The 12,345-nt window shown below is 64.3% G+C and carries 14 protein-coding genes and 1 tRNA gene; 10 read left to right on the forward strand and 5 right to left on the reverse strand.

Annotated features, from left to right (window positions below; genetic code table 11):
* Window positions 1-59 precede the first annotated feature (59 nt).
* The gene (locus P7228_RS02350; RefSeq protein WP_278016621.1) at window positions 60-458 is read left to right on the forward strand and encodes a four-helix bundle copper-binding protein; all 399 of its coding nucleotides are present in this window, start codon (window positions 60-62) and stop codon (window positions 456-458) included.
* A 64-nt stretch (window positions 459-522) separates the two neighbouring features.
* Here the strand turns inward: P7228_RS02350 and def are convergent, their stop codons facing one another.
* Window positions 523-1,089, reverse strand: coding sequence for a peptide deformylase (gene def / locus P7228_RS02355; protein WP_278016622.1), 567 nt, complete (start codon window positions 1,087-1,089; stop codon window positions 523-525).
* 32 nt (window positions 1,090-1,121) lie between these two features.
* The gene (recR, locus tag P7228_RS02360; protein WP_278016623.1) at window positions 1,122-1,718 is read right to left on the reverse strand and encodes a recombination mediator RecR; all 597 of its coding nucleotides are present in this window, start codon (window positions 1,716-1,718) and stop codon (window positions 1,122-1,124) included.
* 52 nt (window positions 1,719-1,770) lie between these two features.
* Here recR and fmt point away from each other — a divergent pair, with 52 nt between their 5' ends.
* From fmt to P7228_RS02375, 3 genes are all read left to right on the forward strand, one after another.
* Entirely contained in the window at window positions 1,771-2,676 is a 906-nt protein-coding gene (gene fmt, locus P7228_RS02365) for a methionyl-tRNA formyltransferase (RefSeq protein WP_278016624.1), read from the forward strand.
* Window positions 2,673-3,422, forward strand: coding sequence for a tRNA pseudouridine(38-40) synthase TruA (gene truA / locus P7228_RS02370; RefSeq protein ID WP_278016625.1), 750 nt, complete (start codon window positions 2,673-2,675; stop codon window positions 3,420-3,422). The genes fmt and truA overlap by 4 nt, the downstream gene beginning before the upstream one ends.
* Window positions 3,423-3,499: 77 nt before the next feature.
* Window positions 3,500-4,612 (forward strand): zinc-binding dehydrogenase, encoded by a 1,113-nt coding sequence (locus tag P7228_RS02375; protein ID WP_278016626.1) that lies wholly within the window; start codon window positions 3,500-3,502, stop codon window positions 4,610-4,612.
* A 4-nt stretch (window positions 4,613-4,616) separates the two neighbouring features.
* Here P7228_RS02375 and P7228_RS02380 read toward each other — a convergent pair whose 3' ends face one another.
* Window positions 4,617-5,603: an asparaginase gene (locus tag P7228_RS02380; protein WP_278016627.1), complete on the reverse strand. Its 987-nt coding sequence runs from the start codon at window positions 5,601-5,603 to the stop codon at window positions 4,617-4,619.
* Window positions 5,604-5,700: 97 nt separating this feature from the next.
* Here P7228_RS02380 and P7228_RS02385 point away from each other — a divergent pair.
* Both P7228_RS02385 and P7228_RS02390 read left to right on the forward strand, forming a co-directional pair.
* Window positions 5,701-5,776 (forward strand) — tRNA-Val (locus P7228_RS02385).
* 74 nt (window positions 5,777-5,850) lie between these two features.
* Window positions 5,851-7,089 (forward strand): FAD-dependent oxidoreductase, encoded by a 1,239-nt coding sequence (locus P7228_RS02390; RefSeq protein ID WP_347402862.1) that lies wholly within the window; start codon window positions 5,851-5,853, stop codon window positions 7,087-7,089.
* On the opposite strand, the gene P7228_RS02395 is transcribed toward P7228_RS02390, so the two are convergent.
* Window positions 7,011-7,601, reverse strand: a complete 591-nt coding sequence (locus tag P7228_RS02395) for a TlpA family protein disulfide reductase (RefSeq protein WP_278016628.1) — start codon at window positions 7,599-7,601, stop codon at window positions 7,011-7,013. The genes P7228_RS02390 and P7228_RS02395 overlap by 79 nt on opposite strands.
* A gap of 16 nt (window positions 7,602-7,617) precedes the next feature.
* Here P7228_RS02395 and argH point away from each other — a divergent pair, with 16 nt between their 5' ends.
* Genes argH through P7228_RS02415 form a run of 4 tightly spaced genes read left to right on the forward strand, consistent with a single transcriptional unit; the run spans window position 7,618 to window position 11,299 of the window.
* A complete protein-coding gene (gene argH, locus P7228_RS02400) occupies window positions 7,618-8,994 on the forward strand; it encodes an argininosuccinate lyase (RefSeq protein ID WP_278017692.1) in 1,377 nt (458 codons plus the stop codon).
* The gene (locus P7228_RS02405) at window positions 8,994-9,230 is read left to right on the forward strand and encodes a lipoprotein (protein ID WP_278016629.1); all 237 of its coding nucleotides are present in this window, start codon (window positions 8,994-8,996) and stop codon (window positions 9,228-9,230) included. The genes argH and P7228_RS02405 overlap by 1 nt, the downstream gene beginning before the upstream one ends.
* Before the next feature lie 15 nt (window positions 9,231-9,245).
* A complete protein-coding gene (gene lysA, locus P7228_RS02410; RefSeq protein ID WP_278016630.1) occupies window positions 9,246-10,508 on the forward strand; it encodes a diaminopimelate decarboxylase in 1,263 nt (420 codons plus the stop codon).
* Complete coding sequence (locus P7228_RS02415) at window positions 10,505-11,299, forward strand: precorrin-2 dehydrogenase/sirohydrochlorin ferrochelatase family protein (protein WP_278016631.1); 795 nt, start codon at window positions 10,505-10,507, stop codon at window positions 11,297-11,299. Before lysA ends, P7228_RS02415 begins: the two co-directional genes overlap by 4 nt.
* Here P7228_RS02415 and P7228_RS02420 read toward each other — a convergent pair.
* Window positions 11,296-12,246, reverse strand: a complete 951-nt coding sequence (locus P7228_RS02420; protein ID WP_278016632.1) for a helix-turn-helix domain-containing protein — start codon at window positions 12,244-12,246, stop codon at window positions 11,296-11,298. The genes P7228_RS02415 and P7228_RS02420 overlap by 4 nt on opposite strands.
* Window positions 12,247-12,345 lie beyond the last annotated feature (99 nt).

Raw genomic sequence — 12,345 nt, forward strand, 5'->3', positions numbered from 1 at the left:
GCCGTTTCGGAACTATCCCCCGCGCCGTTCGCTCTATTTGACGAAAGGAGATTTTTTCCATGTCTATCAAAGAGATGATCAAGGAGCACCCGCAAGTTGGGGCCGACTACAACGAGCAGCTAGGCGAGGCTGTGAGGCACGCGATGTATTGCGCCGCCATCTGCAATTCTTGCGCCGATGCCTGCAGCGCCGAAGAAGGCGACATGAGCGATTGCATTCGCGCCTGTTCGGATTGCGCCGACGTCTGCACGGCCACCTATCGCATCGCCACGCGCCGCACCGCCGGGAATGTCGCAGTGATCGAGGCGCAACTGCGCGCCTGTATCGCAGCTTGCGAGGCCTGCATTGACGAGTGCGCGAAGCATGACAACGATCATTGCCGTCGTTGCGCACGCATGTGCCGCGAGTGTGCCGACGACTGTCTCAAGGCACTTAACGGCATGATGCAGGCCGCTTGATCCTGCCATCCTGCCCGGAATGAAAAGCCCCGCCAGTGGCGGGGCTTTTTCGTCGGATGGGCGGTCAGGCTGCCTTGCGTAGCTTCTCGAGCTTTTTCAACGCCATCTGGCGCTTCAGGCGTGAGAGATGGTCGATGAACAGGATGCCTTCAAGGTGGTCCATCTCGTGCTGGATGCAGGTGGCCATCAGGCCTTCCATCTGCTCCTCGTGTTCTTTCCCATCGAGATCCTGGTAGCGCACCGTGCAGGTCGCGGGGCGATCGACATCGGCAAAGATTTCGGGGACCGAGAGGCAGCCTTCCTGATAGGTCGCGAGTTCCTCCGCCGGATCGACGATCACGGGGTTCACGAATACGCGCGGTTCCTTCTTGAGCGGCTGGTGGGTGTGTTCATGCCCGCCATGATTGCACACTTCGGGCTCGGCATCCGGATCCTCGGGCTGCAGGTCGATCACCAGCACGCGCTTGGGCACGCCCACCTGGATCGCCGCCAGGCCGATGCCGGGCGCGTCATACATCGTTTCGAACATGTCCTCGACGAGGGTTTTCAACTCGTCATCGAACACGGTCACGGGTTCGGACACGACCTTGAGCCGGGGATCCGGCACTTCCAGGATTTCACGAATAGCCATGGAGACGCAGATAGTCGCGTCGTGCGGTCTTTTCAATCCACCGGTCGCCGCGCGCGCAAGGCCTGCGCCAGCGTGCCTTCGTCGAGGTAATCGAGTTCGCCGCCGACCGGCAGGCCGTGGGCCAGCTGGGTAATGCGCAGCGGGAAGGCCTCGAGCCGTTCGGCGAGGTAATGCGCGGTGGTCTGCCCCTCGAGCGTGGCGTTCATCGCGAGGACGACCTCGTCGATCCCGCCTTCTTCCACCCGGCCGAGCAGGCTGGCGATGTTGAGGTCTTCCGGCCCCACCCCATCGAGCGCCGACAGCTTGCCGCCAAGCACATGGTAACGGCCCGAGAACAAGCGCGAGCGGTCGAGCGCCCACAAATCGGCGACATCCTCGACCACACAGAGCGATTTCCTGTCGCGGCGCGGGTCGGCGCAAATGCCGCACGGGTTCTTCGTGTCGACATTGCCGCAAGTGTCGCATTCCACCAGCGTATCGCGAACGGCACCGAGTGCAGTCAACAGCGCGGGAAGCGCCTGCTCGCGGTTCTTGACCAGCCACAGCACCGCGCGCCGCGCCGAGCGTGGCCCCAACCCGGGCAACCGCGCCAAAGCGCTCGCCAATGCTTCGATCTCTTGCGATGCCATGGGGTGACAGATAGGGGCCTGAGCGCGACCAAGAAAGGCCACAGGCAACGTCATGCGCATAATCTTCATGGGAACGCCCGAATTTGCGGTGCCGGCGCTCGAAGCGCTGCATGACGCGGCGCATGAGATCGTCTGCGTCTATACCCAGCCGCCGCGGCCGGCGGGTCGGGGCAAGAAGCTTCAGCCCTCGCCGGTCCACAAGACGGCCGAGCGACTTGGAATCGAGGTCCGCAACCCGACCTCGCTCAAGTCTGCCGAGGAGCAGCAACGCTTTGCCGCGCTCGACGCCGATGTGGCGGTGGTCGCGGCCTACGGCCTGATTCTGCCCCACGCCATTCTCGACGCGCCCAAACACGGCTGCCTCAACATCCATGCCTCGATCCTGCCGCGCTGGCGCGGGGCCGCGCCGATCCATCGTGCGGTGATGGCGGGCGACCCAACCACCGGCGTCACCATCATGCAGATGGAGGCGGGGCTCGACACCGGGCCGATGCTGGCGACGGTGCGGACCCCGATCGAGGACAAGACCACGGGCGAACTGACCGAGGAACTGGCCGAGCTGGGCGCGCAACTGATGGTCGGCACGCTGATCGACCTCGCGATGCTCCACCCGGTCGCGCAGGACGATGCGGAGGCCACCTATGCTCCAAAGATCGACAAGGCCGAGGCGCGGATCGACTGGTCACGGCCGGCCGAGGAACTGGTGCGGCAGATGCATGGCCTCGCCCCCTTCCCTGGCGCGTGGTGCGAGATCGACGGGGAGCGCGTGAAGCTGCTCCGTGCGGAGATGTTCGAGGGTTCGGGCGTGCCGGGCGAAGTACTTGACGACGATCTTGCCGTGGCTTGCGGATCGGGCGCGATCCGGCCGCTGCGCCTCCAGCGCGCGGGCAAGCCGGCGATGGATCGGGCCGATTTCCTGCGCGGTCGTCCGGTTGCAAAGGGCACCATCCTGCCATGACCCGTTTCGCGCTCACGATTGAATTCGACGGGACGCCTTTCGTCGGCCTGCAGCGCCAGACGACCGGCCCGAGTGTGCAGCAGGCGATCGAGGAAGCCGCCGAGCGCGTCACCGGCGAGACTGTCACGCTGCACAGCGCAGGGCGCACCGACACCGGGGTCCATGCGCTCGCGATGCGCAGCCATTTCGATCTTGAGAAAGACATTACGCCGTTCCGCCTAATGGAAGCGCTCAATGCGCACTTGCGGCCCGATCTGATCGCCATCACCCATTGCGAAACCGTAGCCGATGACTGGCACGCGCGCTTTTCCTGCATCGGGCGCAGCTATGTCTATCGCATCGCCAATCGCCGCGCGCCGCTAACGCTAGATCTCCATCGCGCCTGGCAGGTTGCTCCCGAACTTGACGAGAAGGCGATGCACCGCGCGGCGCAGGCGCTGGTCGGGCTGCACGACTTCACCACTTTTCGTTCGGTCCAGTGCCAGGCAAAGGACCCTGTGAAGACGCTCGACCGGCTCGACGTCGAACGGGACGGCGAGGAGGTCCGCATCCACGCGGCAGCTCGCAGCTTTCTCCACCACCAGGTCCGCAGCATGGTCGGCTGCCTTGCGCTCGTCGGCATGGGCCGGTGGCGCGAGGATCAGTTAGCCAAGGCGCTGGAGGCAAAGGACCGGCAGGCGCTCGGGCTCAATGCACCACCGCACGGTCTCTATTTCGTCGAGGCCATCTATCCCGCCGATGCCTGACCTAACGTCACCCTAGCCATCGCATCGCACCGCGCGTAACGTTGCTGACTGAAACTGAGTTCTTTGGAGGAATCGACATGAGCACCACCGGCAAGCAGCTATTCACCACGCTCGAAAGCAACGGGACGCTCACAGTTGAAATCGAGGAAGTCACCTTCCCCGACCCCACCGGAAACCAGGTGCTGGTCAAGATGGAAGCGGCGCCAATCAACCCGTCCGATCTCGCGATCCTGACTGGTGCGGCCGATCTCGAGAACGCCGAATATTCGCCCGGCAAATATGTCGCCAACATGCCCGAGCCATTCAACACCGGCTCGAAGGCGCGCCATGGGCAGAAACTGCCAGCCGGAAACGAGGGCGCGGGCACCGTCGTCGCGACCGGTGACAGTGACTACGCCAAATCGCTGATGGGCCAGCGCGTTGCCTGCGTACCGGGCAACGCTTTCAGCCAATACGCCATCGCCGATGCTGCCATGTGCCTGCCGCTGGGCGATCACAGCGCCGAGGACGGGGCAAGCTCCTTCGTCAACCCGATGACCGCGCTTGGCTTTGTCGAGAATGCCAGGATGGATGGCGCCAAAGCGATCGTCCACACCGCAGGGGCCTCAAACCTCGGCCAGATGCTGGTCAAGATCTGCCAGGAGGACGGTTTCGAATTGGTCAATATCGTCCGCAAGGCCGAGCATGTGGAACTGCTCAAGGGGCTCGGCGCGAAACATGTCGTCAACTCGTCCGACGATGATTTCATGGCGCAACTCCGCGACGCGATAGACGCGACCGACGCATTCTATGGGTTTGACCCGATCGGCGGCGGACAGGCGGTCGACAATGTGTTCAAGGCGATGGAGCAGGTCGCGGTCAGCAAGATGACCGAATATTCGCGGTATGGTTCGAACCAGCAGAAGCGCATGTTCATCTATGGCCGGCTCGATTTCGGCCCGACGATCCTGACGCCAAGCTATGGTTTCGGGTGGACGCTGTCGGGTTGGCTGCTCTTCCCCTTCCTGCAGTCGGCGGGGATGGAAACGGTGATGCGGATGCGCCAGCGCGTGCTTGAAAACCTCACGACCACTTTCGCCAGCAGCTACAAGAAGCGGGTCAATCTCGAAGAGATGCTGACAAAGGACGCGGTGACCGATTATCGCGCGATGAAGACCGGCGAAAAGTACCTCGTCACGCCCTGGAGCTGATCGCCTAGGGCTTGTCGAACGCCTGCTGGATCGCGGCGGGATCGGTGATTCCGCTGGCCAGCAGCAGCATCAGCAGGATCCGCGACTTGGCCGGGCCAAGCGAACGCGCGGCGATGAAACCGCGCGCATCGTCATCGACCTCGACATTGCGGTCGACCAGGCCTTCGTCGACCCGGCTCGAGCGCACCACGGGCACGCCCGCAGCCGCCGCCTGCTGCAGCGCATCGAGGACACAGCGCGGCGCATTGCCCTGCCCCATCCCGGCGAGCACGATGCCCTGGCAGCCAATTCCGAGCAGCGCCTCGACCGGCTGAGCGTCCATCCCCGCTCCGGCGATCAGGATTGCTACGCGTGGCAGCTTTTCGGGCCACGCAAACCGGGCCTTTTCGCCTGTTCTGGCCGCCGGACCGAACCAATCGAGCGTGCTCGGCGTCACCCGTCCCAGCGGCCCGCGCGGAAATCCCTTGAACGCGTCGATATTGCTCGTCGCCGCCTTGCGCACGTCCCGTGCGGCGAAGATCGTATCGCCCATCACCACCAGCACGCCGCGATCGCGCGAAGCCGGATCGCTCGCGACACGCACCGCATTGGCGAAATTGCGCATGCCATCGCTGCCCACCGCGTCAGCCGGTCGCATCGCGCCGACCAGGATCACCGGCTTGCCGGGTTCGAGCGTCTGGTCCAGCAGCAGCGCGGTTTCCTCCGCCGTATCGGTGCCGTGGGTGATGATGATCCCGCAAATCGCGTCATCTGCCTGGGCCCGCACGACTTCGGCATGCAACCGGTCCCACACCGGCCAGTCGATATCCTGCGAGCCGATACTGGCGATCTCGACGGCATCGAGTTCAGCATCGATACCGAGCGACTTCACCTCGCGCAGCATGTCCTCCGCTGCGATCTGTCCGGGGCTGTAGCCGCTGCCAAAGGCCGAGCCTCCGCTGCCCGCAATCGTGCCACCCGTGGCGAGAACCCTGATCCTGCTGGTATTCATCAACGCGCCGATAGCGCTGCAATCGGCACAAAGCCAATCAGCAATTGATTTTGAACGAATCGACGCTAGATAGCCCCCACTTGCAAAGCGAGCCGCGGGGCGATTAGCTCAGTTGGTAGAGCATCTCGTTTACACCGAGAGGGTCGGCAGTTCGAGCCTGTCATCGCCCACCACCGCCGTTCGCTGTAGTTGCAAGAGCTTCGAATAGCGGGAGGAAGCTATCCACGAAGCTCCCTACGACATCGCAATAGTGGGCTGCGGTCCGGCTGGACTCGCGGCCGCGCTCGCATTGCACCGCGATGGACACCGAATAACATTGTTCGAGCGCTTTGCGGAACCGCGACCGCTTGGTTCGGGGTTGATGCTGCAACCATCCGGCATGGCGGTATTGCACCGCCTCGGCGTTGCCCATGAAGTTGCAAAGCGCGGGGCACGAATAGACGCCCTGTTCGGCCTCAACGAGCATGGCCGCATCGCGCTCGATGCGCCCTACTCAAGCCTTGGGATCAAGGATGCATTCGGATTGGGTATCCATCGCGCGAGCCTTTTTTCAGTCTTGTTTGATGCAGTCCAGATCGTCGCGTTGCCGATCCTTACCGGACATGAGGTCAAATCCAGTCACTCCACGACTGTTGGACGGGTCCTGGAATTTGCCGACGGATCGCGCTCGCGCCCGTTTGACCTTGTCGTCGATGCGAGCGGTTGGGGCACGCAGATCGAGGCAGGTAAGAACCATGGGCTATTGCCATTCGGCGCCCTTTGGGCATCGCTCCCGGTGGGTGAGAACGATAGCTTTGCCCGAAACCTGCTTGAACAACGCTATCGCCGCGCTTCGCAGATGGTCGGTGTGCTTCCGATCGGTTCGAGGGGCGCTAATGATCCCGACGAGGTTGCATTCTTCTGGTCCCTACGCCGAGCTGATCACGAGAAGTGGCGCGCCAGCGCCTTGGACCAATGGAAGGAGGAAGTGCTTTCGCTGTGGCCTCAAGTGGAGTTCCTGCTCGACCGCATCGACAGCCACGACGATCTCACCTTTGCTCGCTACGCCCATCGGACAGCCAAGCGAGTGCAAGGCAAGCGGCTGATCCGCATCGGCGATGCGTGGCACTCCGCCAGTCCGCAACTTGGACAGGGGGCCAACATGGCATTGCTCGATGCCTGGGGTCTCGCACTAGGACTCCGGGAGGGTCGCACACTTGACGAGGGGTTGAGGCTGGCGTCAGCGTGGCGGGGCGATCATGTCGCAATCTACCGGTTCGTGACCGCTGCCTTCACACCGATGTTCCAGTCGGAAGCGTCTCTTTGGCCGCTGTTGCGCGATCGGGTGCTGGCACCCCTTTCAAGAACTGGCCCAATCGCCGCGCTACAGGCGCGATTGATGTCAGGTTTGTTCGGCTGGCCCCTCGCTCAGCTGGGACTTGAGCTGCCCGAATATTCTGAGATGGCCTCCTCGATCGCCACGCGCGCTTCCTCGCTGTCCCAGTGATAACCGCCCGCGACGCGAAACACTTCCTGCCCGGCCGCATCGTAGAGCACGGTGACCGGCAAGACCCCATCGAACGCGAAGCCGAGCTTGTTCTCGGTATCCAACCAAGGTTCGAGATTGCGGAAATTCCGTTCGGCGAAGAAGGGTTCGACCAGTTCAGCACCCTTCATGTCCTGGCTGACCGTGATGACCCGCAGTTCGTCGCCCATCTCATCCGCCAGCGTGTCGAGCATGGGCATCTCGACCACGCAGGGCGCGCACCAGGTCGCCCACAGGTTGAGCAGGACCGGCTTGCCCTGAAGCGCGCCGAGATTGAGCGTCTTGCCCGCCGGATCGACCACCTCGACCGCCGGCATCAGCTCGCCAACGTAGCTGCGGTCAATTTCCCCGCTCAAGCCCTGCTTGTCGCTCGCCAACTCGCCCTGTTGTTGCGCTGCATCGTCCGGCTCTCTATCGCAGCCAGCCAGAAGCAGCGCCGAGGCGAGTATTGTGAGCGATAACCGTAAGGACACGGGCGTCTCCAACCAGATGTGGGGGGGCAGGTTCGCAGAGGGACCTAGCGCGATCATGCGCGAAATCAATGCTTCGATTCCCTTCGACAAGGCCTTGTGGCGGCAGGATATCGCGGCATCGAAGGCGCATGTCGCCATGCTCGGTGCGCAAGGGATCGTCTCGGACGAAGATGCAGAGGCCATCGGCAACGGGCTCGATCGTGTTGCCGAAGAGTATGCCCGCGACGGCGTGCCTGAGGACTGGGACCTCGAAGACATCCACATGACTACCGAGAGCCGCCTCGCCGAATTGATTGGCCCTGTGGCGGGTCGCCTGCATACCGCGCGCAGCCGCAACGACCAGGTGGCGACCGATTTCCGCCTGTGGGTGCGCAATGCGATCGACGAGGTCGATGCGGGGCTGGTGGCGTTGCAGCGAGCCCTGGTCGCGCGCGCCGACGAACATGCCGCCAGCATCATGCCCGGCTTTACCCACTTGCAGACGGCGCAGCCCGTTACACTGGGCCACCACTTGATGGCCTATTACGAGATGATCCGGCGTGATCGTTCGCGCTTTGCCGATGCGCGCAAGCGGCTGAACGAGAGCCCGCTGGGCTCCGCCGCGCTGGCCGGCACGGGCTTCGATATCGACCGCGAAGCGACCGCCACCGCCCTCGGATTCGACCGACCGGCCGCCAACAGCCTCGATGCCGTGTCCGACCGCGATTTCGCGCTCGATTACCTGATGGCAGCGAGCCAGTGCGCGCTGCATCTCTCGCGGCTGGCAGAGGAATTCATCATCTGGGCGAGCCAGCCGTTCGGTTTCGTCCGCCTGCCCGACAGCCTTTCGACCGGCAGCAGCATCATGCCGCAGAAGAAGAACCCCGATGCCGCCGAACTGGTGCGCGGACACGCAGGGCGGGTGATCGGCTGCGCGACCGCGCTGATGATCACCATGAAGGGCCTGCCGCTCGCCTATTCGAAGGATATGCAGGACGACAAGCCACCGGTATTCGAAGCGACGGGCCTGCTCGCGCTCAGCATTGCCGCGATGACCGGGATGGTGGCCGACAGCGAATTCCGCACTGAGCGCATGCGTCAGGCGGCCGAGCTTGGCTATGCCACCGCCACCGATCTGGCCGACTGGCTGGTGCGCGAGGCCGATATCCCGTTTCGCGAGGCGCATCACATCACCGGCGCCGCTGTAAAACGGGCCGAGGCCGATGGCGTGGCGCTCGACCAGCTACCACTCGAGGTACTGCAGGAGATCGATGCCCGGATCGACGAGCATGTCTATCGGGCGCTGTCGGTCGATGCTTCGGTAGCCTCACGCGCTTCGTATGGCGGCACCGCGCCCGATCAGGTAAGGATGCAGGTGGCGCGTGCAAAAGCCCAGTTGAGCGAGGACGAGTGATGCGGAAAGCGGCCATATTGTTGATTGCGCTGGCGATTGCCGCCTGCGGCCAACGCACCGACCTCGAACCGAAGGCCGGCCAGAGCCTGCCGCCCGCCCCCTATGGCGCGGAGACGCCGCCTGACGCCGAGGAACTCCTGAAGCTCGAAGCCCTGGCCGCGCCCGAGCGCAGCGTGGAACTGCGTCGCCGCTCGGAAGAACGCGCCGACGACCCGTTCGACCTTCCGCCCGAATAGGAAGCGCAGACAGCAATGGATCATTTCACGCTTCGTGACGGTGTGCTGCATGCAGAAGATGTGCCGCTCCCGCGGATCGCTGAGGAGGTCGGAACGCCGGTCTATGTCTATTCCCGCGCCACGCTGGAGCGGCACGCGCGGGTCTTCACGGAAGCGCTGGCAGATATCCCGAGCAAGCTGATCGCCTTCGCGGTCAAGTCCAACCCCAACCTGGCCGTCCTCAAAGTGCTGCAACGCGCCGGCTTCGGCGCCGACGTGGTCTCGGGCGGCGAGCTGCGCCGCGCGCTGGCCGCCGGGATGCCGCCCGAAAAGATCGTGTTCTCAGGCGTCGGCAAGACCCGTGCCGAGCTCGAGCTCGGGCTGGCGGAAGGGATCGGCCAGTTCAACATCGAGTCGCGCGAGGAAGGTCGCGAGCTGGCAGAGCTTGCGGCGTCGCTGGGCCAGCGCGCGCGCGCCTGCTTGCGAATCAATCCCGACGTCGATGCCAAGACCCACGAGAAGATCTCGACCGGGAAGGCCGAGAACAAGTTCGGCATCCCGCTGGTCCACGCGCGCGAAGCCTATGACGAACTGGCCGCCCTGGATGGCCTCGACCTGCGCGGCGTGGCGGTCCACATCGGTAGCCAGTTGGGCGATCTCGAGCCGCTCGAGACGGCATTCGCCAAGGTCGGCGCACTCGTCGACGACTTGCGCGCGGCCGGACACGAGGTGACGCATGTCGATCTCGGCGGTGGGCTCGGCGTGCCTTACAAGGCGGGCGAGCAGTTTCCTTCACCGGCCGAATATGGCGCGATGGTCGCCCGGGTGACCCGGGACTGGGGCGTGCATCTGACCTTCGAACCGGGCCGCGTGATCGCAGGTAATGCCGGCGTGCTGCTGACCCGCGTGGTGCGGGTCAAGCGCGGCGGCAACGGCCCGCCCTTCGTCATCGTCGATGCGGCGATGAACGACCTCGCCCGCCCGGCACTCTACGGTGCGTGGCACGATTTCGACGCGGTCGCGCCCAGCGGCGAGCGCATGACGGCCAATATTGTCGGGCCGATCTGCGAAACCGGCGACACCTTCGCGCAAGATCGTGAATGCGACGCGTTGCAATCGGGCGAACTTGCGGTGTTCCGGACGGCGGGCGCCTATGGCGCGACCATGGCTTCGAGCTACAACTCGCGCGGCTTTGTGGCCGAGACGCTGGTGGATGGCGATCGCTACGCCGTCGTTGCCGACCGGATCGACGCGGGCGCGATCATGGATGCAGAGCGCGTCCCCGACTGGCTGGCATGATCAATTCGCTGCCGCTGTTCCACCGGATCAAGGGACAGAAGGTCCTGGTGCTGGGGAATGGCGAGGCTGCCGAACCGAAGAGACGGCTGGTCGAGCGAGCCGGCGGCGTGATTGAGGACGATATGCAGCGCGCCATCGACGAGGGCGTGCGGATCGCATTCGTCGCCTTCGAGGATTCGCGCGCGTGCGAGAACGCCGCGATCAACTTGCGCTGCGCCGGGATGCTGGTGAATGTCGTCGACATGCCGGAGCTCTGCGATTTCACCACCCCCAGCATCCTCGATCGCGAGCCGGTGCTGATCGCGGTGGGCACGGGCGGAGCCTCGGCCGGGCTGGCCAAGCATCTGCGGTTGCGGCTCGAGCGTGTTCTGCCGCAGTCGCTGGGCGACCTGGCCAAGGCATTGTTCGGCGGGCGCGAGAAGCTGCGCGCACGTTTTCCCGATGGTGCCGACCGGCGGCGAGCTTTGGATGAGGCGCTGCGCGAAGGCGGAGCGCTCGATCCATTCGCTGCCGAATCCCACCGGCGCGTCGACGAGTGGCTCTCCGGCGCATCCACCACGGCCCCGGGCCGTGCGGAAACGATAGAACTAAGCAGCCCCGACCCGGAGGAACTGACACTCAGGCAGGCACGGTTGCTGGGCGAGGCGGACTTCGTCGTGCTTGATGGCGAGATACCGGAGGCTATCCTCGCGCGTACCCGCGCCGATGCCGCGCGGATCTCCCCGGCAGAAGCTGGCGGCATGACAGCCGCCGGGCTGACGGTCGTGCTTCGTTTTCGCGACGAGAGCTAGGCGGCAACAGCCACCGGACCGGCAATAACAGCGAAGTAACGCGCCATCGCATCGACCGCGCGCTCGCTCAGCGAGATGTAGGCGCGGCGCCGGTCGCGCGCATCCTCGACCCGATCAAACAGGCCTGTTTCGACCATCTGCCTGATCCAGCGCAGTGCCGTGGTTGGCGGTACGCCAGCCGCGATACACAGTGAGGACACCGAGACCCGCTTGTGCTCGCCATGCGCCGCAGTGAGGTCGAGCAGCATGTCCCACGCCGGATCGGCGAACAGCTCTGCATCGAAGTACTGGGCCCGGGTCTGCCGCTGGCGGATCATCTGCCGCACCAACGAAGGATCGGGCAACGGAGGGCGCCCTGCCCCCTGCCGATGGTGCTCTGGTCCGCGATATTCGCTATCGTTATCGGACAGGGCAAAGGCCGGGCCGCCGTCCGAGAGATTGTCGAGCTGGCGCGCGATCGCATCGACCTGCTGCGAGAGGTGGAGCAGGGCGACGCGATCCTCCTTGCTCATTTCGCGCAAACGATGGCCCCCGACTGCGCCAAGAATCCGCCCCACGGCGACGATTCTCTCGGCGCGCGATGCATCCACCAGGATCTGCGCGCGCGACTGATCGAGACACGCAAACACGTCGTCGAGCGCGACGAGCGAGGTCGAAACGATCAATTGCGATCCTGCCTGTGCCACCCGCATGTCGAGCCGGCTCAGCGCCGCCATGCCCTCGGCATCGATGTCCGGGCAATCGAGCAGTACGGCATCGCCGAGCGCCACCGGATCGCCCTTGAGCAGCGCTGCAATCGAACCGTTCCTGCCAATGCGAAAACCAGCGCTGCGCAGATCGTCACAGACCTGGTCGCGCAAATAAGGACGGTCGGCGAACACCGATACGCTGACTGGCAAGCCCGCGGCGTCGCCCGGCGCATCATAGGAGAAATCGGCTTGGGGCATCGAATCGGCTCCGAAAACTTTCTTCGAACGAAGCTAGAACAAAAAGGGTTCAAGTCAAGAATTCGTTATTATCCCCTTGCGACACGTAGAACATTCGTG

This window comes from Altererythrobacter sp. CAU 1644, assembly GCF_029623755.1.
GTDB lineage: Bacteria > Pseudomonadota > Alphaproteobacteria > Sphingomonadales > Sphingomonadaceae > Erythrobacter > Erythrobacter arenosus.